A 25522-nucleotide genomic window follows, 5' to 3' on the forward strand; every position below is an offset into this window, starting at 1 on the left:
GTTAGGCTGAAATATTCACTTTAAAATTATCCCCTACTTCACGGAATCCTTTGTCCACCAAAGTCTCCTCCCCGGTCAATCCTTCCAAGATCTCCGTTCGCTCGCTGTAGGTCATGCCACGCTCGATGTATTGCTTTCTGGCCACACTGTTTTCCACCACATAAATATACTCCCCTTTATTGTCCTGAAGGATCAGGTGGGTAGGTACGGTGATAGCAGTAGCGCTTTCATAATCCATGATTTTCAAGGTAGAAAGCATATTCGGCTTCACGCTGTCCATTCTAGGCAAAAACACCTCTACCTTGAATGTCCTGTTGTTTGGATTGATCACCGAGCCGACAGCGGTCACCTTGGTTTTGAAGTTCTTTCTCAATGAAGGGAAATTAACCTCCACGGAATCCCCTCTACTCAAGATCCCTACGTAGCGCTCAGAAACATCCCCTTCAATAAACAGATCGCTTTCACCTATGAAGTTGACAATCGGGGAACCCGGCTGAACCAGTTCGCCCATTCTCACCATTACCTGTTCAACTGTACCGTCAAATGGCGCCACAATGGTAGCCCTGTCTTCCTGTAAGCGGATGCTTTCCAGGTTTTTCTCAAGGCTTTCCTTTCTGTTTTTGGCTTCCAGATACTGCATTTCAGTACCGATCTCCTGGTCCCAAAGGCGCTTTTGCCTTTCATAGACTGTTCTGGCAAGTTCCAGTTGGGTTTCGATTTCAGCCACATTTCTTTTGGCTGATTCGTCGTCAATTCTGGCGATTACCTGCCCCTTACGCACCCTCATGCCTTCGATGGCAGGAATTTCCTGTATGCGACCCGAGACCTCAGCAGAAATATTGACGTTCTTTTTGGACATCACCGAGCCGGTCACCTCCACAAAATGCTGGAAGGAGCCCACCTGTGGCTGGGTGGTCGTGATCAACACCGATTTTCTCTCCGATCTGGCAAAGCTTGGATCTAGGGCTGCAATTTCCCTTTCCAGCTCATCAATTTTCACCTTCAGGTCTCCAGCTTCCTTTCTGTAATTTTCAAGCTCCTGCTTTTTCTGATCCACCTCGGAGTCTCCCCCGTTTTCGGCGCAGCCAAATGCTAAAAGGCCAAGCGCAACAATAAGATATTTTGAATATGTCTTCATAACTACAATGTGTTCACGGATTATTTAAGGATTCCAAGGGCTTTTTCAAGGTCTACCTTGGCGATAACGGCATCGTACAGGGCAGAATAATAATTGGTTTCGGCTTCTTTTAGTGCAGCATCAGCATCAACTACCTCCAAATTTGACCCAACGCCTTCCTGAAATTTGATCCTGGCAATGTTGAATACCTCTTCGGCCAGCTCGCGGTTTTCCCTCTGCACCTCCAAGGCATTTAAACTATTAATGAGGTTTGCCCTAGACTGAAATCTTTCCAACTCAATATTATCACGGGTAAATTCCCGTTGATTTTCCAATTGTCTCACCTGAATTTTATTCTGCTGAATTCTTGAAGCCTTCAAAAGTCCATCGAAAACAGGGATTTGCAATGTCACACCTAGAATTGACCCTGGGAACCAGTTGTTTCTGGTCAAGTCAGCCACACTTCCGCCGAAGGTATTTCGCTGATAAGTGTAATTGGCATCAAGGCGGGGTAAATACTGGGCCCTGTTATTTCTCAAGTCCAAATTGGCAAGCTTTAATGTAGTCTCCACCTGATCTAGTTCGATTCGCCTCTGCCCCTGTTCCTGCAACAATACTTCAATTTCAAAATCATCTTCCAAAACAGATACTTTATCCTCTAAGATAAGCTCGGCATTCATCGGCATACCCATCTGTAATTTGAGCAATTGCTTACTGACATCAGTGGCTGTCCTGGCCCGGTCCAGTTCCGTTTTAAGGTTATTCAATTGCACCTTTATCCTTGACACATCAATCCTTTCTGCAAAACCTTCTTCAAAAAGCACATTCGTTTCTTTTAACAAGGCTTCTATCCTTACTTTATTGGAATTAATAAGTCCTTCTCGCTCTTCATTCACCAATACCGAATAGTAGGCTTTTTTGACACTTTCCACTACATCAATCTCGGTTTTGACCCTGTCAAAGTCTGACAGCTCCCTAAAAGTCTTGGCTGCCTGTAATCCTACGAAATAGGAGCCGTTGAATATCATTTGCCTTACAGTACCTGTAACATTTGCCAAATAAGCTGGTGAAAATTGAACCCCAACAAATTCACCCGGAGGTGCTCCTTCTACTAATTCTGACGGTAAAGGGGTGATAGGTATAATCATGTTATGACTTGCCCCAGCATCAATGTTAATTTGAGGAAGACCTTCTGACCTAGTTTCTGCAATCGTAGCTTTGGCTGCAGCATTATCCAGAATAGCATTTTTTACCTCCACGTTATTCTCTAAGGCAAAGCGGATACTTTCCTCCAAACTAAACTCAAACCTGTTCTGAGCAAAAACCTTATGTTGAGCCATGATGGCAAACATCACCAAAACGGCATATTTTAAAGAGCTCTTCATAATTCTAAATCCTGATGTTTCATTTTTTCGTGGTAAATTTTGACTCCTTTTTCGGTGAGTATCCCGTATAGAAAAAGGTCAAACAACTGCATCTGTACGTTTAAAAGATTAAATCTGTCCGGGGGAAATTTCATAGGATCAAAACTTAGTGTGATCTGCTCCATTCTCAACTGGGCCAAAATCTCACTGTCGATCTCCTTTCTAAATATCCCCTCCTGCTTTCCTTCCTCCAGCAATTTGATGATGCTCTGGATAGCGTGCTCCTCTTTGAACTTCTCAAACTGCTGCCAGCATCTAGGGTAATAGCGCTGGATCTCATTGAGCACCATGGGGTGCATATTGGTGAAGGTATCGCGGATAAACTTGCTCAATTTGATCAGGTGGCCGATCACCCCGCCTGGCTCCTTGAAAAAACCCTCTACCATCTCGGCATCGCGGTCCAGCTCGGATGTGAACACATCATAAACCAGCTGCTCCTTATCGCCAAACTCCTGATAAATAGTCTTTTTCGAAACCCCCGCAGCCCTCGCAATATCATCCATAGTCACACTCCGAACCCCGAATCTGGCAATCCGCTCGGTGGTGATTTCTATGATCTTTTCTCTCGTTTCCAATTCATTCCCATTTTAGAACTGCAAAACTCAGGAAACTTTTGAAGAGTTCAAAGTTTCCTGAGTTTTTAATTGGTTATTTTTTTATGAAGACTTCGCTGCTGATTCCTAAAAAAAGTGTAGTTCCTAAAGTCACTCTTCCAGAAATTCATTACCCATCATTCATTATTCTACATTCATCATTATACTTAAAAATCCACTTTCCCCCTGTTCTGCTTCTTCTGCGAATGCTGTTTCTTTGCTTCCAGCCGCTTTTTCACAGCTGCCTTCGACGGACGGGTCACTTTTCTGACTTTTTTCTTTGCCAGGCCACCTTTCAAGGTTTCATAAAACTTCTGAATAGCAATCTCCTTATTTTTCAACTGGGAGCGGGTTTCCTGACTTTTGATGATCAGATCCCCCTCCGTGGTCAGGTCAAGTTTCTCCGAAAGCCTTTGTTTTTCTTCTTCTGCAAGGATAATGGAATTGGGTACATTAAACCTGAGGGTGACGCGGGATTCCACCTTGTTTACATTTTGGCCGCCTGGGCCACTGCTTCTGGAAGTCTGGAAGGTGAGTTCGGATTCAAGTCCGCGATATTGAATGGGAGTCGGCATGGTGATAAAAAATCGGGTGAAAATCCCCTTTAATTGTTAAATTGGCGCTTTGCCGTGTAAATGTCGGGTTTAATCCGCTTTAAATTCCACACAAATTTCCACCTTTTTTTCCAACTTGCCATGGACATCAAAAACTATTTAATCATGAAACAGCCACAATTAGGACAGCGCATCCAGGAATGGAGAAAAGCAAAGGGGTGGACCCAGGAGGAACTTGTAGAAAAGTGCTCCCTCAACGTTCGCACCCTCCAGAGAATCGAAGCCGGAGAGGTTTCCCCCAGACCATTTACCATCAAAGCCATCATGGAAGCCCTCGAAATCAATCAGGAGGAGATGAGTTCCCACAGCGAATCTACGGAACCTGACGACAACAGGTGGTTTCAATTGGCGTTTCTGGCAGGCACCGTTTATCTGCTCACCACCATGGTGGAATTTGGCCTAGACTTTACTTTCTATGGGGGAGAAAAAGTCAATGGTCTCCTGTATGCAAGCATAAAAGCCATCGTTATGGTAGGGTTCTCAGGCTTTATGTGGGGTTTCTATAAGCTTGGGGAAAAGCTCAATAACAAATTGATGCAAATATCCTCCGCTCTTCTTGCTGTAGGGGTTTTAATCTTTACATCAATTGATATTTACAAATTCTTTATACTCGGGAATGCCATGCCAGAATATTTGCCTATAGAAGCGGTGGTATTTGGGGGAATGTATGTGATTTTTGGGTTGGCTTTTATCAATGAGAGAAAGCAGGCAGGCACCTTATTTCTTATTTCCGGGATTCTGGGCGTTGTGGTCGGAATCGGATTCCTATCGGTAATCTTTGCCCTACCCTCATTATTTATACTTGCGGTTTTTGAAATCCTCTGCCTGGTATTGCTTTACCAGAAGGGGTTTCAATTGGAAAAATCAAAATTTCATAACACCACTAACACACCTCAGATTTCCAAAATCCACTAATCAGGCTATAAAATTTAAAAAAAAAGAACTGCCTCCTGCACGCATTCCCAAGATTAGCTATCATTTCACCTCTTCCCCTTTTTTCCACCACCATAGTTAATTTTTTAATCCGCAAATGATTACCTTTGCTCCTTCTTAAAACCCCCATCCAACTAAAGCAGGATATGATTCTTTTTTTCCAATCCCAAGATTCCAAAATCTACGCGCTGGAAGCCCAGCAACAACTCTCAACTTCTGAATATGACAAACTCCGCTGGCTTTTTGGCGATGCCAAGCATGTGGATCAGTTGACAGTTGAAGGCATTTTTGCCGGACCCCGAAAGGAAATGATTACCCCTTGGGCCACCAATGCGGTAGAAATCTCCAAAAACATGGGCATTGATGGGATCAAAAGAATTGAGGAATTTTACCCCCTTGACGAAAACGGAAAGATTGACCCCATGCTACAGGCAAAATACGATGGCCTAGGGCAAGACATCTTCACCATCAACATCCAACCGGAGCCGGTAAAATCGGTGGAAGACATTGCGGCTTACAACAAATCTGAAGGTTTGGCCCTAAGTGATGAGGAGGTTGCGTATCTGGAAGGGGTCAGCAAACAGCTGGAAAGACCATTGACCGACAGTGAGGTTTTCGGCTTTAGCCAGGTAAACTCCGAGCATTGCCGCCACAAGATTTTCAACGGCACCTTCGTGATTGACGGACAGGAAAAACCACACACACTTTTTCAACTTATCAAAAAGACCTCTCAGGAACATCCAAACAGGATTGTTTCTGCCTATAAAGACAACGTGGCCTTCGTAAAGGGTCCACACGCACAGCAATTTGCCCCTACTTCACAGGAAATTGCCGATTTCTTCCAAACTGAAGAGATCGAAACCGTACTTTCCCTCAAAGCAGAAACCCACAACTTTCCCACCACGGTGGAGCCGTTCAACGGTGCCGCAACGGGAACGGGGGGAGAAATCAGGGACAGGATGGCTGGCGGTACAGCATCGATTCCTTTGGCCGGTACGGCCGTGTACATGACCTCCTATCCGAGGACTGCCGAGGGAAGAAGCTGGGAGAAAAACCTACCAGAAAGAAAATGGCTTTACCAAACGCCAATGGATATCCTCATCAAAGCATCCAACGGTGCCAGTGATTTTGGAAACAAGTTTGGTCAGCCTTTGATCTGCGGCAGCGTGTTGACATTTGAGCATGAGGAGGCCGACAAGCATTTTGGCTTCGACAAAGTGATCATGCTTGCAGGAGGCGTGGGCTTTACCCGTGCCCCTTACAGCAAAAAACATACACCAACGAAAGGTGACAAAGTGGTCATCATGGGCGGTGACAATTATAGAATTGGTATGGGAGGAAGCGCCGTTTCCTCCGTAGCCACGGGAGAATTCAGCAATTCCATCGAGTTGAACGCTGTACAGCGCTCCAACCCGGAAATGCAGAAAAGGGTCATGAACGTGATCCGTGCCATGGCAGAAAATCCAAACAACCCAATCGTATCTATCCACGACCACGGTGCAGGAGGACACTTAAACTGTCTTTCGGAGCTTGTGGAAGAAACAGGCGGTACCATTCATATCGAAAAGCTCCCTGTAGGTGACCCTACGCTTTCTGCCAAGGAAATCATCGGGAATGAATCCCAGGAAAGAATGGGCTTGGTGATCCACGAAAAAGATGTGGAAACCCTTCAAAAAATCTCCGAGCGTGAAAGAGCGCCTTTCTATGTAGTGGGTGAAACTACCGGCGACATGCACTTCAAATTTGAGCATGCCGAAACGGGCGAAAAACCAGTGGACTGGAATCTGGCCCACATGTTTGGCAGCTCCCCAAAAACCATCTTGGAGGACAAAACCACTACCTTCAAATTTGAGGAGGTCAGCTATCAGACTAGCCATCTAACTGAATATTTGGAAGCCGTTCTTCAACTGGAAGCCGTGGCCTGTAAGGACTGGTTGACCAATAAAGTAGACCGCTCGGTGACCGGACGTGTTGCCAAGCAGCAGACTACCGGACCCATACAGCTTCCTCTGAACAACGTGGCGGTGATGGCCATCGACTTTAAAGGCAATAAAGGCATCGCTACTTCCATCGGCCATGCGCCTGTGGCAGCCCTTGCGGATCCGGAAGCCGGCTCAAAACTGGCCATTGCAGAAGCCTTGACCAACTTGGTATGGGCTCCAATCGAGCAGGGACTTCAAGGTGTTTCCTTGAGTGCCAACTGGATGTGGCCTGCCAAAAACGAAGGTGAAAATGACCGTCTATACAGAGCAGTTGAGGCAGTCAGCAATTTTGCATTGGAATTAGGTGTAAATATCCCTACGGGCAAGGACTCCCTATCCATGACTCAGAAGTATCCTGAGGGCAAGGTGGTGTACTCTCCTGGCACGGTGATCATCAGCTCAGTGGGAGAATGCTCCAATATCAAAAACGTAATTTCTCCAGACCTTAAGCCTATCAATGGCTCCAAGGTATTCTATATCGACTTTAGCAAGGACGCCTTCAAACTAGGCGGAAGCAGCTTTGCCCAAACCCTCAACAAGGTCGGCAATGACATCCCTACCGTGAAGGACAGTGCGTATTTTGCAAAAGCATTTATGACCGTGCAAAAACTGATCGAAAAAGGCGAAATCTTGGCAGGTCACGACATCTCCTCGGGAGGTATCCTTACTGCGCTTCTTGAAATGACTTTCCCAACAGAAAACTGCGGATTGAATGTCAAGCTGGAAAGGTTCAAAAACAGTGACATTATCAAAGCCTTGTTTTCAGAAAACCCTGGGGTGCTTGTTCAGGTCAATAACGTGGAAAAAACCAGAGCGGTCCTTGACAACTATGGCATTTCCTACCTGTCCCTTGCCGAGGTTACGTTGGACCAGACTGTCCACCTAAATGGCATCGATATTAACCTTGATGTGCCTACTTATAGAGACATCTGGTACAAATCATCTTACCTGCTTGACAAGCAACAGAGCGGTAAAGAGCTGGCTAGACAGCGCTTTGATAATTATAAAGTGCAGCCCCTATCCTACCAGTTTGCACAAGATTGGAAAGGATCTTTGGATGCCTTCAAACTTAATACCGAAAGAAAAGAAAAATCAGGTAAGAAGGCCGCCATCATCCGTGAAAAAGGTGTAAATGGTGACCGTGAGATGGCCTATGCGCTTTGGTTGGCGGGCTTCGACGTGAAGGATGTCCATATGACAGACCTCATAGCAGGCAGGGAAAACCTGGAAGATGTCAACATGATCGTTTTCGTGGGCGGCTTCTCCAACTCCGATGTATTGGGTTCAGCCAAAGGCTGGGCTGGTGCCTTCCTTTATAATGAAAAGGCAAAAGCCGCCTTGGATAATTTCTACGCCAGAAAAGACACCCTAAGCCTCGGCGTCTGCAACGGCTGCCAGCTGATGGTGGAACTTGGCTTGATCACTTCTGAGCATGATAAGAAAGCCAAAATGCTTAACAACGACAGCCACAAGTTTGAGTCAGGCTTTGTGAATGTAAACATACCTGAAAACAACACCGTGATGTTCAACTCCCTTGCCGGCCAAAGACTGGGCGTTTGGGTGGCTCACGGAGAGGGCAAGTTCTACCTTCCAGAAGGAAAAGATGCCTATAACATCAGCATGACCTACAGCTATGAGTCCTATCCAGCCGCTCCAAACGGTTCGGACCACAGCGTGGCGGGAATTGCTTCTGAAGACGGCAGACATTTGGCCATCATGCCACATATCGAGCGTTCCCTGTTCCCTTGGAACTGGCCATATTACGGCAGCGGTCACGAAGGCGACGAAATCACCCCATGGGTAGAGGCCTTTGTCAACGCTAGAAAATGGGTAGAATCCCACCAAGCCTAAAATAAAAGTGGCTGGCCCCAAGGAGGAGCCAGCCACTTTTATTTTATATCATATCCACATCTCCTTCGCATCTCCTTCGGAAAAAAGCGAAGAAGATGCGCGTTAAGACTCTAGTTGCTCTTTCTAATAAACGTTTAGAGGTCCATATTGACTCCACCAAACCGGCGAAGGTTGTAGGTAAAAGTGAGCATGACGAACTGCTGAAGCACCTGGGTCCTTACGTCCTCCACAAACACGTCCGTTACATTCCTATTGATGCTCACATTTTGATTCAAAAGATCAAACACGGTCAGCTTGATTTCGGCCTTTCGGCTTGGCGGAAATCTGAAGCCGAAGTCCATATTCCACAACCAGATATTTTGGTCAAAGTCTTCCCCCAGTCCAGCGTACATCAGGTGATTGACATTATTGCTGAAGAAAAAGCCTCCGGCAAAATTCCAGAACAGGTCAAATCGGTTTCTCTGCTCAAAGAAGTTATTGTTAAGGCTTTCCTGAAGGCTGCTTCTTACCATGTTGTAGTTAGCATTGGTAGAAATATTAAAATCCACCCTTTCTGAAATATTGCTACTCAACACAAAGCCTTGACCCAATGTGGTGTTGATGTTATCGTTTCTCTGCTCATTGATGATCCCGGGGCGGTTATTGATCCTGAAATTTGAATTGATGTTCAGGTTACTTTTCATAAACGAAAGCGGGAAGCCGTAACTTACATAAGTCCTGGTTGTCCAGAAGTTATCCAAATTGACAGGCCTATTGAATTGCCCGCCTTGACGGAGGAGTACATCGCCTTCAATGAAGGTATCCTCAGAGGCAATGAAGGTTTCGTTGCCAATAAAATCCTGGATTAAATTACCGAAGAAAAACACCATGAAGGACCTATTAGTCTCTGGGTTGATTCTTCTAAAACGGGTAAAGATGCGGTGGCTATATTCCTGATTCAGATTTGGGTTACCATTGGAGATCTGAAGCGGATTTGAATTATCCAACACATCCTGCAATTGCCTAATCGCCGGAGGATTGGTGTTGGTGTTATAGTCAAACCTTAAGTTGCTGATATCACTGAAGCTGTAATTGATGACCATTCTAGGCAAGACGTTTCCAAAGTCCCTTTGGGTATTTTCAAAGTTTGGAAAAGTCCTGTCACTGTCTATATCCGCTCGCTGGTAACGCACGTTGGCAAATACGCGCAATTTTTCATTGTTAAACCTATACCCAAGGCCTGCGCTTTGGGTCTGATAAGTGTTTTCAAAATTATTGGAAAGAATGCTATCCAGCCTGATAAATGAAGTTTCGGGCTCCAGCCTCAACACTTGCTGAGCGGTGCTGCTGATGTTGTTTCTCACCCTGTAATTGAATCTCAATTGGGACTTTTCCCCTAATGGCTCCGTGTAGCTGAAATTGACATTGTAATTGAAGCCACGCGCGGTGTTGTCCGAAAATTGGATCAGGCTGTCCAAATTGTTGTTTATAAAATTCTGGTTGACAGCTACTAAGTCGGATTGGTTTTGGTTGTTAAATGAACCTGTGTAGATATTCGTCGAAAAGGTCCTTCCCCGCTTATTGAATCTGTAACGGTAGGTCAAAGAGTTGCCAAAGTTGAAGTTCTCACGCTGGGAGCTCGTGGTGTTGGTGCTACCGCTTATGGGGGTTTGGTTATCAACTAGGTTAGTCGCCACCAGCTCATTGATGGAATTCGCCCTATCAAAACTTGCTCTTGGTCGGATAATCAAGCCGTGCTTTTCATTGATATCATAATCAATCCGCATGTTGAACCGGTGACTTTCTATTTCCTGTCGATTATTTCGGTCCTCACGGTAAAGCTGAAGGCTGTCATTGGGTAGGACGTATTCGCGGTTGGAGTTTCGATTTAGTACATTATCTCTATGGTTGAACAAGTAGCTACCAGACACCTTAAGTTTACCTTCCTGGTATTCGTCTGAAAAGTTTAGCCCAATGGCATTTGTACGGGTGATCCCGGGCAGCTGGCCAACTTCCATGTCGTTTCCTCCCCTTCGGTTGTTATTGTTGGCCATTGCACCGGCCATTTCATCGGAGGAGAAATTCTGCTGGTTGATGTTGTTGCTAAGACCAAGGATTGTAAAGCGCTGTGCTTCATTGAAGAAGTTCATGTTACCTCCAGCCATGTAATTCTGGCCAGTGCCGTAGCCGGCGTAAAACTTCCCAAAGCGACCTGCTCTGCGCCCCTTTTTGGTGATGATGTTAATTGTTTTCACGGTCTCCCCATCGTCAAAGCCCGTCAATTGGGCCTCGTCACCGATTCGGTCAAGAAATTCGATCTTTTCGATCACCTCAGCGGGAAGGTTTTTCAAGGCAGCCGCAGGGTTGTCCCCGAAGAAAGGCCTGCCATCAACCAATATTTCTTCAACATTCTCCCCCTGCACCTGAATGGTACCGTCCTGAATGATCACCCCCGGCATCTTCCTAACCAGCTCATCGGCATCCGCCTCCGGTCTAGTTTTATAAGCTGAGGCATTGAAGGCAACGGTATCCCGCTTTACTTCGCCCGCCATTACGGGAGCCTCAAATTCAAAGGCTTCCATCAACTGCCCATCATTGATCAGCTGGATTTCACCCAGGTTGCCGCTGCTATCCGAGGTCAGATCTTTCCTCAGGGTCTGGTAACCCACATAGGAAATTTCCAGATAAAATTCTTTCTGGGCGGGCCGGCCAAGGGAAAAACTCCCGTCAAAATCAGTTACCGAGGACTTCAGCGTTTCGCCATCTTTATCTTTTAGAAAAACATAGGCGCCAAAAACTGGCTCCCCATCGTCCTTATCCAATACAGTACCTTTAAACTCAGTTTGGGCAAAGGCTTGAAAAACAGCCGCAAAAATCAGGGCCACCACCAACAAAATTCCTCTCATCTTTTCTTATTCCGGGTATAATAGGTTTCAAATGAACTTGCAAGTTGGATAATAAGGTATGGGAACTCAATGGAAATTACTCAAGGCTGAAAAATCGGTGTTTAGTGGCTACCGTTTGTGTAAGGATTCGGAATGTTTTTCTTTAAGGAAAAAATTATCGGATTTTTTTGCCCTGAAATCGAGTAATTTAAGCGATTAGGCAGAAAAATGTTTTTGGCAGGATTTGCATAAAAAGAAAAGTCCCCCTACATTTGTATCACCGTTAAGGAAAAACGCTCCGAAACGTAAAATTTACTGACCCATGGTGTAACTGGCAACACGTCTGATTTTGGTTCAGAAGAGTCTAGGTTCGAGCCCTAGTGGGTCAACAGTACAATCCGAAGTTGATATTTTCAGCTTCGGATTTTTTTTTGAGTACGACTTTTTTTTAACCGCAGAGCACCAGAGGGTGCAAAGAATAAATATTTAAAACTCCGCGAAACCCCCTTTTTAGACTCCGCGAAACTCCGCGTCCCTTTTTATAATGAGCCTCCCAAACAAAATTCTTTACGTAGAATTTAAATTCCCATTAAAACCAATTTTTGTTACATTTGTACCACGTTAACAAAAACATCAACTCGCGTAAAAACTCAAACCATGACCGAGGTCAAACTCTTCTCCGGAACCCAATCCCACAAACTTGCTGAAAACATTGCCAAGCTGTACGGCAAAGACTTAGGCAAACTTACTATCTCCAAATTCTCAGATGGTGAGCTTTCCCCAAGCTTTGACGAATCAGTTAGAGGCTGTACTGTTTTCTTGATCCAATCCACTATGCCTTCTGCCGACAACATCATGGAGCTTTGCCTGATGATCGACGCAGCCAAAAGGGCCAGTGCCTATAAAGTGGTGGCTGTAGTACCTTATTACGGCTATGCCCGTCAAGACAGAAAAGACAAGCCAAGAGTTTCCATTGCAGCCAAACTTGTGGCCAACATGATCACATCAGCTGGTGCGGACAGAATCATCACCTGTGACCTGCATGCTGGCCAGATACAGGGATTTTTTGACATTCCTTTGGATCATTTGAACGGTTCAGCTATCTTTGTGCCCTATTTGAAAAATCTCGGGTTGAAAGACTTGATTTTCGCGGCTCCTGATGTAGGAGGCGTGGGAAGAGCTAGATCTTATGCCAAGCATTTTGAAGTAGAAATGGTAGTCTGTGACAAGCACAGAAAAAGGGCCAACGAAGTAGCCTCCATGCAGGTAATCGGTGACGTAGAGGGCAAAGACGTGGTCCTAGTGGACGACTTGATCGATACAGCCGGCACCATGTGCAAAGCCGCACAGATCATCATGGAAAAAGGAGCCAAATCGGTAAGAGCTGTGGTAACCCACGGGGTCCTTTCAGGTAAGGCTTACGAGAACATTGAAAATTCAGTATTGGAAGAATTGGTCGTCACTGACACCATCCCATTAAGACAGGAATCTTCAAAGATCAAAGTATTGACAGTAGCAGACCTATTTGCAAAAACCATCCATGCGGTGACTGGCAATACTTCTATCAGTTCTCTATTCATTTAAGAACTTATTAAATAAATATATCTAAACAAACTATTATGAAATCATTAGAGATTATAGGGTTTAAAAGAGCAAATCTCGACAAGTCGGAATTGACTCAAATCCGTGAAGAAGGAAGCGTACCATGTGTGGTTTACGGACCAGGTATCAAAGAGCAGATTCACTTCCACTCTCCTGCTATCCTTTTCAAGGACTTGATCTACACTCCAGACGTTCACATGGTGGACCTAAACATCGAAGGGACTAAAGTAAAAGCTATCTTGAGAGAAGCTCAGTACCACCCGGTGAGTGATGTATTGTTGCATGCTGATTTCTTGGCATTCAGCGATGACAAAGCCATCAAGATGGATATCCCAGTAAAAATCGAAGGCTCTTCTCCAGGTATCATGAAAGGTGGTAAGTTGGAATTGAAAGCTAGAACGGTTACGGTTAAAGGTTTCGCTAAAGATCTTCCTGACTATATTCCAGTAAACATTTCCCACCTAGACCTAGGTAAGTCTGTTAAAGTTGGAGAAGTTAAAGTTGAAGGTTTCGAAATCACTACCAGCCCTAACGTATCTATCGCTACGATCGGTATCCCAAGAGCGCTAAGAGGTAAGAAAGCTGAAGCTGAAGCTTAATTCTTTATAAATACCATTTGAAATCCTGCCTCTTCGCCGAGGCAGGATTTTTTGTTAATGAAAAGACTGAAGACCGGAGACGGAAGACCGAAACTTACTCCGTCTTCGGTCTCCCGTCTTCTGTCCATATCTTTTATTTATGAAATACCTAATCGTAGGCCTGGGCAATATTGGGCCGGAATATGAATTGACCAGACATAATGTGGGTTTTCTGACCGTGGACAGGATTGCCGATAAGGAAGGGGCTTCCTGGTCGAGCAACAGGCTGGCCTTCACGGCTGATTTCAAATTCAAAGGCCGCCACATCCATTTGATCAAACCAACCACTTACATGAACCTCAGTGGGAAGGCTGTCAATTACTGGATGAAAGAGCTCAATATCTCCAAGGAAAACGTGCTGGTCATCGTGGATGATGTGGCCCTTCCTTACGGCAAATTGAGGATGCGCGCCAAAGGCTCATCAGCCGGCCACAATGGTCTCAAAAGCATAGAAGAGCTGACAGGAGGGCAGAACTACGCCAGGCTGAAATTCGGCATAGGTGATGATTTTCCAAAGGGCCGGCAGGCAGATTACGTCTTGGGCAGATGGACCCAGCAGGAGATCGAGGAATTGCCCATCTATATGGATAAAGCCGCCGAAATGGTCAAGGGCTTCTGCACCATCGGAATAAACATGACAATGAGCCAGTACAACGAATAGCATTAAAGAGGTACTTGGCAAAATAATTGTTAAATTTGCCTTATTACAGCAAACCACCTCAAACATTTATATAAAGAAAACCACACAACTATAATTATGGAAACTATTAATCTTGGGTTGCAGATTATTCCCAAAAGTAAGACACAGGAATCATATGACCTTGTAGAAAAAGCTATCGAGGTAATCCAGGAATCAGGAGTGAAATATGAGGTGACACCCTTCGAAACGGTGATGGAAGGCCCTCAGGAAAAACTTATGGAAGTGGCCCTTCATGCTCAGCAGGCAGTCTTCAACGGCGGTGCCGACGAGGTACTGATATTCTACCGAATCCATGCACGCAAAGACAGCGGGGTTTCCATGGAGGAAAAGACTGAGAAGTACAGGGTTTGAAATTAAATTTCTGTTATCATTTACTAGGTTCGGCCAAAAAGCCGAACCTCTTTTTTTTGCCCCAGAGCTAGCAAAAACGCACACTTACAGGTCAAATTTCCTGAACAATGGAATTATTTTTAATCCTGAAGACCTATATATTCTGCTGACTTACAAGTAAGGAACTAAATTAATCGAAATTTTCTTCTTACTTTTGCACCTCAATTTAATAACCTATCATGCAGAGTATTCGTAACATCGCGATAATCGCACACGTTGACCACGGAAAAACTACCTTGGTTGATAAAATCATCCATGCCTCAAAAATCTTTCGTGAGAACCAACAGTTTGACGATCTGATCCTAGATAACAATGACTTGGAAAGAGAAAGAGGAATCACCATCCTTTCCAAAAACGTATCTGTTCGTTACAAAGACCATAAAATCAACATCATTGACACCCCAGGTCACGCCGATTTCGGTGGTGAAGTGGAGCGTGTATTGAAAATGGCCGACGGGGTAATCCTTTTGGTGGATGCCTTTGAAGGTCCAATGCCGCAGACAAGATTCGTATTGGGCAAAGCCCTTGACCTTGGCCTTACCCCTATCGTGGTGGTAAACAAGGTAGATAAAGAAAACTGCCGTCCTGACGAAGTACATGAATCAGTTTTTGATTTGATGTTCAACTTGGACGCGACCGAAGAGCAGTTGGATTTCGTGACCATGTACGGTTCGGCGAAAAACAACTGGATGGGTCCAGACTGGAAAACCCAGACAGACTCCATTCTTCCGCTTTTGGATGCCATCATCGAGCACATCCCTGAGCCAAAAATCGAAGAAGGTTCCCTTCAGATGCAGATCACTTCCTTGGATTACTCCAACTTCGTAGGTAGAATTGCCATCGGTAGAGTTAAGAGAGGCACCATCACTGAAGGCGCACAAATCTCCCTTTGCAAAGCTGACGGCAGCATCAAGAAAGTAAAAGTAAAAGAACTTCACGTATTCGAAGGTCTTGGAAAACATAAAGTAACTGAAGTAAATGCCGGTGACATCTGTGCGGTGACAGGTATTGAAGATTTCGAAATTGGAGATACACTTGCAGCATTGGAGAATCCTGAGCCACTTCCAAGAATTTCCATCGATGAGCCTACGATGAACATGTTGTTTACCATCAACAACTCTCCGTTCTTCGGCAAAGAAGGTAAATTCGTAACTTCCCGACACTTGAGAGATAGACTTTTCAAGGAAATGGAGAAAAACCTTGCCCTAAGAGTTGAGCCTACTGATAACGAGGACAAGTTCTTGGTTTACGGTAGAGGTATTCTTCACTTGTCAGTCTTGATCGAAACGATGAGAAGAGAAGGTTACGAACTTCAGGTAGGACAACCTCAAGTGATCTTCAAAGAAGAAGACGGTCAGAAACTTGAGCCAATCGAAACCTTGGTAGTGGATGTACCTGAGACGACTGCTGGTAAAGTGATCGAATTGGCTACCCAGAGAAAAGGCGAACTTTTGATCATGGAGCCAAAAGGTGATCTTCAGCACTTGGAATTCAGAATTCCTTCTAGAGGTTTGATCGGATTGAGAAACAACGTGTTGACAGCCACTCAAGGAGAAGCGATCATGAACCACAGGTTCTCAGCCTACGAGCCTTTCAAAGGTGCTATCCCAGGCAGAATAAACGGTTCTATCATCTCTATGGAAGGTGGACAGTGTACTGCTTATGCTATTGACAAACTTCAGGATAGAGGTGTATTCTTCGTGGATCCAGGAGAAGAGCTTTACGGCGGTCAGGTTATCGGAGAGCACAGCCGTGACAATGACATCGTGGTAAACGTACAAAAAGGTAAGAAATTGACAAACATGAGAGCTTCTGGTTCTGATGACAACACCAAGATCGCGCCTGCTAAGAAATTCTCTTTGGAAGAGGCCATGGAATACATCCAAAAGGATGAGTACCTTGAAATCACTCCAAAAACCATCCGTATGAGAAAAATCTATTTGGATGAGAATGAGAGAAACAGAATGGCTAAGCAAATGAGCTAATAGAAGACGGGATACGGAAGACCGTGAACCGAAACCGGGAGACCGAATTAATGAAACTCCCCAGCAGAAATGTTGGGGAGTTTTTTTTTTGACTTAGCTTATGGCTATTTTACACAAACTTTTCAAAAAACGATCATGAAATTTTACACCCTATTGCTTTTCACACTATTTGCCGCCAGCTCATCATTTGCACAAGACCATTCTGCCCTTGAAAAAATCTTCGAAGACTATCAGGGTGAGCATCCCGGAGCCTCTGTTGCCATTATCAAAGAAGGGGAGTTTATATACCAAGAGGGCTTTGGCCTGGCCAACCTGGAGTTGGGCCAAAAGGTAGATTCCAAAACCAACTTTAGACTGGCCTCCATATCAAAACAATTTACCACAACAGCTATCCTGCAATTGGCTGATCAGGATAAAGTCAACTTGTCATGGACGCTGGATGAGGTCTTTGAGGATTTTCCGGACTATGGGAAAAACATCAAAATCTACCACCTGCTCAACCACACTTCAGGGCTTTGGGATTATGAGGAGTTCGTTCCGGATACAGCAATGAACCACCAAATTATGGACGATGGCGTACTGGATCTGATCAGACAACAGGAAAAAGTATATTTCCTTGCCGGAGAAGAGTATCGTTATAGTAATACCGGTTATGCCTTATTAGCGCTTATTGTGGAAAAATACAGCGAAATGAGCTTTCCCGATTATTTGGAAAAGAATATATTTCAGCCCCTGGACATGAGTAACACCTTAGCCTATGTTAGAGGCGAAAATGAAGTATCCAACCGAGCTTACGGCTATGACAAAAAGGACGGGAATTGGACAAAAAGAGACCAAAGCAGCACCAGCGCTGTGCTGGGTGATGGAGGAATTTACTCCAATGTTGAGGATTTGTTGAAATGGGACCAGGCATTATACGAGGGAACCGTTTTGTCCAAAGAACTGATCGAGCAAACCTTCACCCAGGGCAAATTGAATAACGAAAAAGAAATTAATTACGGTTTAGGCTGGCATATTAAAAACTGGGAAGGAGAAAAAGTGATATACCACACAGGAAGCAGCACAAGTTTCAGAAACATTTTCTATAGAATCCCTTCAAAAAACCTCAGCGTCATCATCCTTACCAACAGGAATTTTCCGAATGAATTTGACATGGTGGACCTTGCCGAAGAGGTAGTTGAAAAAGTAAGGGAGGATTAACCTCCCTTTTTTAATTTACTTTGGTGTAATAGAGATTGGGTCCGTCGCAGGGCGCCAATTCATTTATTAATTCTCCTGTATGCATCAAGGTAAAGCTTTCCCCTGTCTGGCTGCCACAGGACTCAACGGTTTCTCCCCCAACTTCAAAACTCAAGGAGTAATAACCCTCTACCTCATCAAGATCCAATTCAGGGTTAGGCTGGGTTCTGCTGTAGGTCCCACTGGCTTCACCGGTAAAACCCGCACGGCCGGATATTTTGGTAAAGCGGTTGTCCGCACCAAAAACATAGGTGGTCTCCCAGAATTCCTCATCCTCCTCATCAAAATCAGCAGGAAATCCTTGATAATCGATTCTGGCAATCCTCCATTCCCCTTCTATGGTCACTCCGGCTGGCACTTCATCATCATTGTTGCAGGCGGTGAAAATCAACCCTACCAATGCAAATAAATATACAATCTTATTCATGCGTAAATTTTTATTGATTTCAGTACATTTTCATTACAAAAACTAAACCCAATTGAACCCAACTAAACAAAAAAAGCCGGAATTGCTTCCCGGCTTTAGTATTGATTTTGAAAACCTTACTCTCCCTGAGAAAGAGAATATGCTCTCTCCCCATCAAAAGTATAGAGGTTTTCAGTTTTAATAAAGTCAAATCCAAGCCCTTCCACCTGCTTCAACAAATCCAAAATCTGGGTGTGCGTTACTGCATCCTGATTGGAAGTCAAGAATCTACATCTCCAATGATCGGTGCAAAAAGTCTCTTTCATTCCTCCAGGATAAACTTTTACGCCTCTATTGGTAATCAATTGTAGTTTCAAACCATCGGCATCGGCTTTTCTAAGTTTGTCACCAAGTGCATTTGGATCTCTGCCTTCCTCATCCCACTCCACAAAGACATCCACGCCAATAAGCTCTTTTTTGGCCTTATCTTTCTTGGTCACTTTGATGTTCATAGGTTCTGTCGCAGACTTGTCAAATGCAACCTCAGCCATATTTTGTGGCTTTTGCCCCAACCTATCGATGATAGCCTGAGCAAATTCCTGCGTTCCGGCCTTCTTGGAAGAAAGACCTTCTTGATAAATATCGCCGGTATGGATACCGTCCTCCAAAGTTCTCATCCAAGCATTGGCAATCTTCTCAGCCACATCCGGCTGTCCAATGTGCACCAACATCATGATGGCACCATTAATCAAACCAGACGGGTTGGCCATATCCTTGCCAGCAATATCAGGAGCAGATCCGTGGATCGCCTCAAACATCGCCACTTCTTCACCTACGTTGGCAGAACCTCCAAGACCTACCGAACCCGTCACCTGAGCCGCAATATCAGAAATGATATCACCGTATAGGTTGAGAGTAACGATTACGTCAAACATTTCAGGTCTTTCAGCGATTAGCGCAGATCCGATATCGATGATCTTATGGTCTGTTTCGATTTCTGGGTATTCCTTTGCTACTTCATTAAAGGTTTTGTGGAAAAGACCGTCGGCCAACTTCATGATGTTGTCCTTGGTCATACAGGTCACCTTCTTACGTCCGTATTTTTTTGCATATTCAAATGCATAGCGGATGATTTTCTCAGAACCCGGTCTGGAGATAAGCTTCAAGCTTTGCACCACTTCCTGCGTCTGGCGGTGCTCAATCCCAGAATATAGATCCTCCTCATTTTCACGGATGATCACCAAATCAGTTTTTGGGTAATGCGTTTTGATGTAAGGAGAATAGGCCTTACATGGTCTCACATTGGCAAAAAGTCCGAAAGAGGTTCTAGTGGTAACGTTCAAACTCTTGAAACCACCACCCTGTGGGGTAGTGATCGGGGCTTTTAGAAAAATCTTTGTTTCCTTTAGAGATTCAAAAGCACTCGGCTCCATGCCCGAGCTAATCCCTTTCAAATAAACCTGCTCACCAATTTCAATGACATCAGTTTCAATTTGAGCGCCGGCAGCCTCAAGGATGTTGAGGGTGGCTTTCATAATCTCTGGTCCAATACCATCTCCGTAGGCTACGGTTATTTTTCTTTTAGAAGACATATATATGTATTTGGTTATCGATTTATTTTGAGTTACACAAAAATAGGAAAAAAAGGCAGACTTCAGGAGCCACCTATCATAATTTAGCAACACTCCACCTATTAATTAGGTTAGTTTTTAAGCTAATAAAAATCAAGACAATAATGGTTTTGGCAATCATTTTTGGTTTGTTTGCTTTGTGATTGCCTTACGTACTTGTATATTTGAAGCTCAACATTAAAAACGACTAATGGCTGAATCTACAAACGTCCACACCGAGAATAAAGGTGGGATACTTTTTATAACCATACAGAGGGAATCAAAGCTTAACGCTTTAAATTTTGACACCCTTGATGAAATCAAAAACATTTTTGACGAGGTCAACGACAACCGCGACATCAAAGCCGTGATCATCACCGGAGCCGGTGAGAAAGCTTTTGTGGCTGGCGCTGACATCAGCGAGATCGCCGAACTCAGCGAGGTAAACGCCCGCAAGTTTGCCGAAAACGGTCAGGAAATCTTCCAGATGATCGAATCCTGCCACAAGCCTGTCATCGCCGTGGTAAACGGTTTTGCACTAGGCGGCGGATGTGAACTAGCAATGGCCTGCCATATGAGAATCGCCACTGCCAATGCCAAATTTGGCCAACCTGAAGTAAATCTGGGTATTATCCCGGGATATGGTGGCACGCAGAGACTTACCATCCTAATCGGAAGAGGAAAAGCCAACGAGCTGATGATGACCGGTGACATGATTGGCGCTGAAGAAGCCCGCACCTTAGGCTTGGTAAACCATGTAGCTACCAACAAGGAAGAAGCCATCCAAAAAGCCGAAGCTCTTTTGGGCAAAATCATGGAAAAGGCTCCTTTGGCCATCGGGATGATTGTGGACTGCGTGAATGCCGTCTACAGCAATGAAGAGGACGGCTACCTCATCGAGGCTAACAGCTTTGCGAGATGCGTCAAATCGGATGATTTTGCAGAAGGCACTTCCGCCTTTTTGGATAAAAGAAAACCAGAATTCAAAGGGGAGTAAGTCCCCTTTTTTTATTTTTGGCCCATGAGTCAACTGAAAAAGCTAGCAGGCCAGACGGCCGTGTACGGGATCAGCAGCATCCTGGGCAAGGTTATCAACTTTTTCCTTATCCCCATCTATACCGCTTACCTCCCAAAGGAGGACGTGGGGGCTTTTACCAACATTTATGCTGCCATAGCTTTTCTGAATATCATCTTCACCTATGGCATGGAGACTTCCTATTTCAGGTTTTCTACCGGAAAAGGACTTGACCCAAACCGGGTTTTCTCCAATGTGCAGTCACTGATCCTGACCACCTCCCTATCGCTGGGAGCCCTGTTGTTTTTATCAGCCGACTACATTGCCAACCTGATGGATTATCCCGGGCAGGGATATTTGTTTCAATGGGTGGCCCTGATCCTTACCATTGATGCGGTACTAGCCATTCCTTTTGCCAAACTAAGAGCCGAAAACCGCGCATTGACCTTTGCTCTGGTCAAGCTTTTCAATATCGGCTTAAACGTTGGGTTCAACCTGCTGCTTATAGTATTTTCCTACCACGTTTTCACCGGAGACCTCTTGCCCCAACTTCAGCCGGTGGTAGCCAAATACTACAGTCCAGATAAAGGCATTGAATATATTTTGCTGGCCAACCTTTTGGCCAACGCCCTAGTGGTACCTTTGATGCTCTTCATAATCGGGAGATTCAGACTTCGCTTTGAAAAGGAAATCTTGCAACCTATGTGGCACTATGCGGTCCCTCTTTTATTCATGGGTCTGGCAGGAGTTACTAATGAGGTTTTTTCCAGGTTACTGTTTGAATATGTTCTTCCAGATGATTTATATCCGCATCTTTCTCCCAGAGAAGCGGGCGGTATTTTCGGGGCCACGTTTAAGCTTGCCATCTTTATGAACCTGATCATCCAGGCGTTCAAGTTTGCCGCTGAACCCTTCTTTTTCAACCAATCCCAGGACAAAAACAGTCCAGCCCTCTTTGCCAAAGTCATGCATTGGTTTGTGATTTTCTGCACCACCCTGATGATTGCCGTGGCGGTTAACCTCAATTGGATTGGCCCCATGATATTACGTGGCGAAGGATATATGATCGCCTTGGATATCGTACCTGTGCTGCTGGTGGGTTACCTCTTCCTGGGCATCTATTATAATCTCAGTATATGGTTTAAGCTGACTGACCAAACCAAATACAGCTTTTACATAACTATGCTTGGGGCTATTATAACGGTGTTAGTGATCGTTTTGGCAGTTCCCGTGCTTGGTTTTATGGGCGGGGCACTGAGCACGCTTGCCTGTTATCTTTCCATGACGGTGGTCTGTTATTATTTTGGTCAGAAATATTACCCCATTCCTTATCAAACAGGCCGAGATCTTACCTATGTGGTAGCGGCCATTATATTAAGCTATGCTGGTTTCTACCTTAGTTTTGAAAATTTCATTTTGACCTTCTTGGCACAAAACTCATTTATCCTCCTGTTTTTGGTAATGGTTGCCCTTTTGGAAAAAAAGGAATTATATTTAATCGTTAAAAACTTAAAGAAATAAACCGATGATCATAAAAGTAATCAACAATTCCGGTCATGACTTACCCCAATACCAGACCGAGCTTTCCGCAGGACTGGATCTAAGGGCGCATCTTGCAACTCCGGTAACGATAAAGCCTTTGGAAAGACAACTGATCGGCACCGGATTGTTTATCGAATTACCGGCCGGGTATGAGGCCCAAATCAGACCTAGAAGCGGTCTGGCCTACAAACACGGGTTGACAGTCCTCAACACTCCAGGTACCATTGATGCAGACTACAGAGGTGAAGTGAAGGTTTTGCTGGTCAACTTGTCCAATGAAGATTTTACCGTTCAAAACGGGGAGCGTATCGCCCAGATGGTGGTGGCCAAACACGAGCAGATCAAGTGGGAAGCGGCCGAAATTCTTTCCGATACCGAAAGAGGTGCTGGAGGCTACGGCAGCACCGGCAAGGGATAAATGTTATAAAACTTTAACAGAGTGCCTCCTAATCAAAACTGAACCAAAAAGGTACTAAATTTGTAACCGAAAAGGACAGGAGGCATTCCAGCATCCAGCCTCGGCCAATTATTGCATATGAACTTATTCCAGAATAACATTTCAAAAGCCGTTTTGACCCTCAGCATCGCCTGTTTTTTAGGGGTTGGAGACACTTTTGCCCAAGAAAAACTGAGCCGCAAAGAGCGTAAGGAGTTAGACAAAAATGTCAAAGGTGACCGCCTGTTTGTAGAAGGACAGCGCTATATGATGCTGGAGGAGTACGACAAGGCCTATTTCTATTTTGGCAAAGCCCAAGAGCTAAAACCGAATGAGCCTGCTATCAAATTCAAGATGGCTGAAATCCTGGCCCGTGCAAATGATACCGACAAGGCGCTTGAACTTGGAAAAGAAGCCATTGAACTGGATCCCGGAAACAAATATTATAATCTGCTGATTGCGGAAGTTTATAAAAAGAAAAACAAGCCTGCCCAAGCCGCAGAGGTTTTACAGGGCTTGATGGACAGCTCTGATGACAATCAGCACTACATACTTGAGCTTGCCTCCCTATACCTGACAGCACAGGATTTCGACAATGCTTTGTCCGCATTGGACCAAGCCGAGGAATATTATGGGGTGGTCGAGCAGCTTACAGTGCAAAAGCAGCGTATTTATCTGAGGAAAAACAACCTCAATAAAGCCATTGAGGAAGGAGAAAAACTAATTGAAGCCCACCCGGGCAACAGCTCCTACGTTTTGGCGCTGGTAGAGATCCTTTTCAACAACGGAAAAGGAAATGAGGCCTTGACATTGGTTGAAGAATCTTTGGAAACTTACCCCCAACAGCCCGAACTTCAAATGTCAGCCTTTACCCTTTATAAGGAAAGAGGAGAGCGGGAAAAAGCCAATGAATACCTGCGAACAGCGTTTGAGAGTCCTGAGTTGGAAGGAGAAGTGAAAGCGAAAGCTTTTGCCGAGCTCATGCAGGAATTTAGAACTGATGACAGAGAGCAGCTTCTCCAGGAGCTGGAAGGCCATATGGTCAGCCTGCACCCCAATGATGCCGATGTGCAGACCGTATTGGGGGACCGTGAGCTGTTTGCCGGCAATAAAGAAAAAGCTCTTCAATATTACCAGCAGTCCATTTCCATCAAGCCGGACAATGCCCATGCGCTACAAAGTGTCATTACTCTGAAGTTTGAAATGGACCAGGATTTCGAAGCTATCGAAAAATATACAGAAATCGGGGTGGATGAATTTTCTGACAGGGCTGAGTTCTGGTTTTTTGATGGTACGGCTAAGGCGGCACAGAAAAAACATGAGGAAGCTAAAGAAAGCCTAGAGCAGGCTGACAAGTTGAACCGAGGCAGAAACAAACAGCTTTCTCAACTCATTTATGGCCAACTGGGGGATACTTACCACAGCTTGGGTGAGCAGGAAAAAGCCTATGAATTTTATGACAAAGGATTGGAGATCAACCCCAATGATGAGCATATTTTAAATAATTACGCCTACTTCCTTTCCCTTTCAAAGTCAAAACTGGATAAGGCCAAGCAGATGTCAGAGAAGCTGGTCAGGAAATTCCCGGACAATTCCACCTACTTGGATACCCATGCCTGGGTTCTTTTCCAGCTAGAGGAGTTTGACCAGGCCAAAAACTACATGGAAAAAGCCTTAGCGGCTGATGATTCCCCTAGTGGCATCATGTACGAGCATTATGGAGACATCCTCTATCAGTTGGGCCAGAAATCAGAAGCCCTGAAATATTGGAAAAAAGCAGAAGGCAAGGAAGAAGTGACCGAATTATTGGCCCAAAAAATCAAGAACAAGCAATATTATGAATAAGCTTTCAGGATTGGTCTTGATAGCCGGGATTTTGCTGACCTTTGGTTGTGCCAAAAGACCGGTGCTGTACTCCTCCGACGAGATCATGGAGGAGTTTAACCCGGAATATTTAGAATACGAGTATTTGAGCGCCCGAGCCAGAATCGTGCTGGAAGAGCCCAACGGTAAAACAACCAGGGGCACCATGAATTTGCGCGCCAAAAAAGATAGTGCACTTTGGTTTAGCATCACCCCAGGCCTAGGCATTGAAGCTGCCAGAGGCTTGATTACCCGTGAGGAAATCCGTCTCAAAGACCGCATAAACGGCAACTCGGTGGACCTTTCCTATGAGGAGTTTGAGGAGAAATATGGCATCAAGCTTTCCTTGGAACTGTTCCAAAACATCCTTTTTGCCAATATTCCCCATGAATTCAGCTATCGCGACCGGTTACTTCGGATTGGGCAGAATTTTGAATTGGACCAAATGAGGGATTATATACAGTACCATTCCAAGGTGGATGTAAGCCATGGGAAAGTCACTTCCATGGAAACTACCTCCCGCTCCCACCCTGGCAAGATTTCGGCATATTATCCTGAATTTAAAGACCTGGAGAGCCAACCATTTGCTCATAGAGTATTACTTATAATGATGCTCGAAAGCCCCGATGGCAATGGAATTCAAGAAACAACCGTTAACTTAGAAGTGAATCGGGTAGAATTGCTGGATGAACCATTAAGTTTCCCTTATAATTATTAA

General features: G+C 44.8%; 20 protein-coding genes and 1 tRNA gene. 14 read left to right on the plus strand and 7 right to left on the minus strand.

Annotated elements, in window-relative coordinates; all coding sequences use genetic code 11:
• Window position 1: 1 nt before the first annotated feature.
• The 4 genes from KIH41_RS06095 to arfB all read right to left on the minus strand — a co-directional run bounded on the left by KIH41_RS06095 (window position 2) and on the right by arfB (window position 3709).
• Window positions 2-1138, minus strand: coding sequence for an efflux RND transporter periplasmic adaptor subunit (locus tag KIH41_RS06095; RefSeq protein WP_214161858.1), 1137 nt, complete (start codon window positions 1136-1138; stop codon window positions 2-4).
• Between the two features lie 20 nt (window positions 1139-1158).
• On the minus strand, window positions 1159-2502 hold the full coding sequence (locus tag KIH41_RS06100) for a TolC family protein (protein WP_213943854.1): 1344 nt from the start codon (window positions 2500-2502) through the stop codon (window positions 1159-1161).
• Window positions 2499-3116, minus strand: coding sequence for a TetR/AcrR family transcriptional regulator (locus KIH41_RS06105; protein WP_213943853.1), 618 nt, complete (start codon window positions 3114-3116; stop codon window positions 2499-2501). Before KIH41_RS06105 ends, KIH41_RS06100 begins: the two co-directional genes overlap by 4 nt.
• 185 nt (window positions 3117-3301) lie before the next feature.
• Window positions 3302-3709, minus strand: coding sequence for an alternative ribosome rescue aminoacyl-tRNA hydrolase ArfB (arfB, locus tag KIH41_RS06110; RefSeq protein WP_214161859.1), 408 nt, complete (start codon window positions 3707-3709; stop codon window positions 3302-3304).
• Window positions 3710-3853: 144 nt separating this feature from the next.
• Between arfB and KIH41_RS06115 the strand changes: the two genes are divergently transcribed.
• Both KIH41_RS06115 and purL read left to right on the plus strand, forming a co-directional pair.
• Entirely contained in the window at window positions 3854-4663 is an 810-nt protein-coding gene (locus KIH41_RS06115) for a helix-turn-helix transcriptional regulator (RefSeq protein ID WP_214161860.1), read from the plus strand.
• A gap of 164 nt (window positions 4664-4827) precedes the next feature.
• The gene (gene purL / locus KIH41_RS06120; protein ID WP_214161861.1) at window positions 4828-8514 is read left to right on the plus strand and encodes a phosphoribosylformylglycinamidine synthase; all 3687 of its coding nucleotides are present in this window, start codon (window positions 4828-4830) and stop codon (window positions 8512-8514) included.
• Window positions 8515-8648: 134 nt separating this feature from the next.
• On the opposite strand, the gene KIH41_RS06125 is transcribed toward purL, so the two are convergent.
• Window positions 8649-11399 (minus strand): TonB-dependent receptor domain-containing protein, encoded by a 2751-nt coding sequence (locus tag KIH41_RS06125; protein WP_214161862.1) that lies wholly within the window; start codon window positions 11397-11399, stop codon window positions 8649-8651.
• 295 nt (window positions 11400-11694) lie between these two features.
• On the opposite strand from KIH41_RS06125, the gene KIH41_RS06130 reads away from it, so the two are divergent.
• The 7 genes from KIH41_RS06130 to KIH41_RS06160 all read left to right on the plus strand — a co-directional run bounded on the left by KIH41_RS06130 (window position 11695) and on the right by KIH41_RS06160 (window position 17893).
• A tRNA-Gln gene (locus KIH41_RS06130) sits at window positions 11695-11767 on the plus strand.
• Window positions 11768-12035: 268 nt separating this feature from the next.
• Window positions 12036-12962, plus strand: a complete 927-nt coding sequence (locus KIH41_RS06135; protein WP_213943848.1) for a ribose-phosphate pyrophosphokinase — start codon at window positions 12036-12038, stop codon at window positions 12960-12962.
• Window positions 12963-12997: 35 nt separating this feature from the next.
• On the plus strand, window positions 12998-13579 hold the full coding sequence (locus KIH41_RS06140; protein WP_213943847.1) for a 50S ribosomal protein L25/general stress protein Ctc: 582 nt from the start codon (window positions 12998-13000) through the stop codon (window positions 13577-13579).
• A gap of 139 nt (window positions 13580-13718) precedes the next feature.
• Entirely contained in the window at window positions 13719-14279 is a 561-nt protein-coding gene (pth, locus tag KIH41_RS06145) for an aminoacyl-tRNA hydrolase (protein ID WP_213943846.1), read from the plus strand.
• Between the two features lie 96 nt (window positions 14280-14375).
• A complete protein-coding gene (locus tag KIH41_RS06150; RefSeq protein ID WP_214161863.1) occupies window positions 14376-14669 on the plus strand; it encodes a thiamine-binding protein in 294 nt (97 codons plus the stop codon).
• A 218-nt stretch (window positions 14670-14887) separates the two neighbouring features.
• The gene (gene typA, locus KIH41_RS06155; RefSeq protein WP_213943844.1) at window positions 14888-16693 is read left to right on the plus strand and encodes a translational GTPase TypA; all 1806 of its coding nucleotides are present in this window, start codon (window positions 14888-14890) and stop codon (window positions 16691-16693) included.
• 135 nt (window positions 16694-16828) lie between these two features.
• The gene (locus KIH41_RS06160; protein WP_214161864.1) at window positions 16829-17893 is read left to right on the plus strand and encodes a serine hydrolase domain-containing protein; all 1065 of its coding nucleotides are present in this window, start codon (window positions 16829-16831) and stop codon (window positions 17891-17893) included.
• A 10-nt stretch (window positions 17894-17903) separates the two neighbouring features.
• Here the strand turns inward: KIH41_RS06160 and KIH41_RS06165 are convergent, their stop codons facing one another.
• Both KIH41_RS06165 and KIH41_RS06170 read right to left on the minus strand, forming a co-directional pair.
• A complete protein-coding gene (locus KIH41_RS06165) occupies window positions 17904-18359 on the minus strand; it encodes a hypothetical protein (RefSeq protein WP_213943842.1) in 456 nt (151 codons plus the stop codon).
• A 116-nt stretch (window positions 18360-18475) separates the two neighbouring features.
• A complete protein-coding gene (locus tag KIH41_RS06170; RefSeq protein ID WP_214161865.1) occupies window positions 18476-19930 on the minus strand; it encodes an NADP-dependent isocitrate dehydrogenase in 1455 nt (484 codons plus the stop codon).
• 229 nt (window positions 19931-20159) lie between these two features.
• Between KIH41_RS06170 and KIH41_RS06175 the strand changes: the two genes are divergently transcribed.
• The 5 genes from KIH41_RS06175 (at window position 20160) to KIH41_RS06195 (ending at window position 25522) form a co-directional block, all read left to right on the plus strand.
• Window positions 20160-20945, plus strand: coding sequence for an enoyl-CoA hydratase/isomerase family protein (locus KIH41_RS06175; RefSeq protein ID WP_213943840.1), 786 nt, complete (start codon window positions 20160-20162; stop codon window positions 20943-20945).
• Between the two features lie 24 nt (window positions 20946-20969).
• A complete protein-coding gene (locus tag KIH41_RS06180; RefSeq protein ID WP_214161866.1) occupies window positions 20970-22484 on the plus strand; it encodes a lipopolysaccharide biosynthesis protein in 1515 nt (504 codons plus the stop codon).
• A 4-nt stretch (window positions 22485-22488) separates the two neighbouring features.
• Window positions 22489-22923, plus strand: a complete 435-nt coding sequence (gene dut, locus KIH41_RS06185) for a dUTP diphosphatase (protein ID WP_213943838.1) — start codon at window positions 22489-22491, stop codon at window positions 22921-22923.
• Between the two features lie 117 nt (window positions 22924-23040).
• The gene (locus KIH41_RS06190) at window positions 23041-24786 is read left to right on the plus strand and encodes a tetratricopeptide repeat protein (RefSeq protein WP_214161867.1); all 1746 of its coding nucleotides are present in this window, start codon (window positions 23041-23043) and stop codon (window positions 24784-24786) included.
• Window positions 24779-25522 carry a DUF4292 domain-containing protein gene (locus tag KIH41_RS06195; protein ID WP_214161868.1) on the plus strand — a complete coding sequence of 248 codons (744 nt, stop codon included), beginning with the start codon at window positions 24779-24781 and terminating at the stop codon, window positions 25520-25522. Before KIH41_RS06190 ends, KIH41_RS06195 begins: the two co-directional genes overlap by 8 nt.

The sequence above is a fragment of the Litoribacter ruber genome, from assembly GCF_018500185.1.
Taxonomy (GTDB): Bacteria; Bacteroidota; Bacteroidia; order Cytophagales; family Cyclobacteriaceae; genus Litoribacter; species Litoribacter ruber.

Bases quoted from the DNA above. Each gene is read 5' to 3' on its own strand.
- KIH41_RS06095 (WP_214161858.1), bottom strand. From the start codon at position 1,138: ATGAAGACATATTCAAAATATCTTATTGTTGCGCTTGGCCTTTTAGCA.
- KIH41_RS06100 (WP_213943854.1), bottom strand. From the start codon at position 2,502: ATGAAGAGCTCTTTAAAATATGCCGTTTTGGTGATGTTTGCCATCATG.
- arfB (WP_214161859.1), bottom strand. From the start codon at position 3,709: ATGCCGACTCCCATTCAATATCGCGGACTTGAATCCGAACTCACCTTC.
- KIH41_RS06115 (WP_214161860.1), top strand. From the start codon at position 3,854: ATGAAACAGCCACAATTAGGACAGCGCATCCAGGAATGGAGAAAAGCA.
- purL (WP_214161861.1), top strand. From the start codon at position 4,828: ATGATTCTTTTTTTCCAATCCCAAGATTCCAAAATCTACGCGCTGGAA.
- KIH41_RS06125 (WP_214161862.1), bottom strand. From the start codon at position 11,399: ATGAGAGGAATTTTGTTGGTGGTGGCCCTGATTTTTGCGGCTGTTTTT.
- KIH41_RS06135 (WP_213943848.1), top strand. From the start codon at position 12,036: ATGACCGAGGTCAAACTCTTCTCCGGAACCCAATCCCACAAACTTGCT.
- KIH41_RS06140 (WP_213943847.1), top strand. From the start codon at position 12,998: ATGAAATCATTAGAGATTATAGGGTTTAAAAGAGCAAATCTCGACAAG.
- pth (WP_213943846.1), top strand. From the start codon at position 13,719: ATGAAATACCTAATCGTAGGCCTGGGCAATATTGGGCCGGAATATGAA.
- KIH41_RS06150 (WP_214161863.1), top strand. From the start codon at position 14,376: ATGGAAACTATTAATCTTGGGTTGCAGATTATTCCCAAAAGTAAGACA.
- typA (WP_213943844.1), top strand. From the start codon at position 14,888: ATGCAGAGTATTCGTAACATCGCGATAATCGCACACGTTGACCACGGA.
- KIH41_RS06160 (WP_214161864.1), top strand. From the start codon at position 16,829: ATGAAATTTTACACCCTATTGCTTTTCACACTATTTGCCGCCAGCTCA.
- KIH41_RS06165 (WP_213943842.1), bottom strand. From the start codon at position 18,359: ATGAATAAGATTGTATATTTATTTGCATTGGTAGGGTTGATTTTCACC.
- KIH41_RS06170 (WP_214161865.1), bottom strand. From the start codon at position 19,930: ATGTCTTCTAAAAGAAAAATAACCGTAGCCTACGGAGATGGTATTGGA.
- KIH41_RS06175 (WP_213943840.1), top strand. From the start codon at position 20,160: ATGGCTGAATCTACAAACGTCCACACCGAGAATAAAGGTGGGATACTT.
- KIH41_RS06180 (WP_214161866.1), top strand. From the start codon at position 20,970: ATGAGTCAACTGAAAAAGCTAGCAGGCCAGACGGCCGTGTACGGGATC.
- dut (WP_213943838.1), top strand. From the start codon at position 22,489: ATGATCATAAAAGTAATCAACAATTCCGGTCATGACTTACCCCAATAC.
- KIH41_RS06190 (WP_214161867.1), top strand. From the start codon at position 23,041: ATGAACTTATTCCAGAATAACATTTCAAAAGCCGTTTTGACCCTCAGC.
- KIH41_RS06195 (WP_214161868.1), top strand. From the start codon at position 24,779: ATGAATAAGCTTTCAGGATTGGTCTTGATAGCCGGGATTTTGCTGACC.